Genomic DNA, 844 nt, shown 5'->3' on the forward strand with positions numbered 1-844 from the left:
GCCCCACGCCGCTGCCCGCCCCGGTCACCACGGCAATGCGTTCGGCCATACTCGGTCTCCTCTGCTGATGCGGCGGCGTCCGGCGGCGCGGCCGGCGGCGCGCCTTCGGTTCAGGCGGCGCGGTGGACCCGGTCGCCCAGGATGCGCGCCACCTCCGGCTCGATGGTCGCGGCGATCGCGGCCATGCCCGCCGGCGTCGGATGCAGCGCGAGGCGCGGCGGCGACAGCTGCGGATCGCGGTACAGCGCGTCGTCGATGCGCCCGCCGCGCTCGAACAGGCCGGTCAGGTCGATGTAGCGCACGCCCGGCATGCCTGCGCCCTCGCCATAGGCCGCGCGCAGGCCGCGGTTGATGGCGACGCGCGTGTCGATCACCCAGGCATCGCCCGCCCGCGGCAGCACGCTGAGCAGCAGCACCTGCGTCTGGGGCATGCGCCGGCGCAGCGCGGCCAGGATGGCGGCGATTCCCTGCAGCGAATCGGGCGCGTTCCAGTGGAGGTGGCCGAGGTTGTTCGCCCCCACCAGCAGGACGATCAGCCGCGGCTGCGCGCCGTCGAACTCCGCGCTCTCGGCCCGCCACAGCACATGCGCGGTGGCATCGCCGATGAAGCCGAGATTGACGGCGTTGCGGTCGCCATAGAAGCGGCGCCAGACCGGGGCGTAGTCGTCGAGCGGGGCCGGCCCGTCATGCTCGAAATTCTGCGTGATGCTGTCGCCGAGCCAGACCAGGGCCGGCCGGCGGTCGCGCATTTCCGCCACTTTCTCGCGGTGGCGACGCGCCCACCACGGCAGGTCCATGCGTGACAGCGGCGTTGCCGCCAGCGGCACGCGCCGCCGCGCCGCCC

Annotated in this window: 1 protein-coding gene; it reads right to left on the minus strand. The window is 74.2% G+C overall.

Annotated elements, in window-relative coordinates; all coding sequences use genetic code 11:
• Nucleotides 1-110: 110 nt before the first annotated feature.
• On the minus strand, nucleotides 111-844 hold a 734-nt coding region (locus B8460_RS16350; protein WP_158322922.1), incomplete at its 5' end, for a GDSL-type esterase/lipase family protein.

This window comes from Acidisphaera rubrifaciens HS-AP3 (genome assembly GCF_000964365.1).
GTDB lineage: Bacteria > Pseudomonadota > Alphaproteobacteria > Acetobacterales > Acetobacteraceae > Acidisphaera > Acidisphaera rubrifaciens.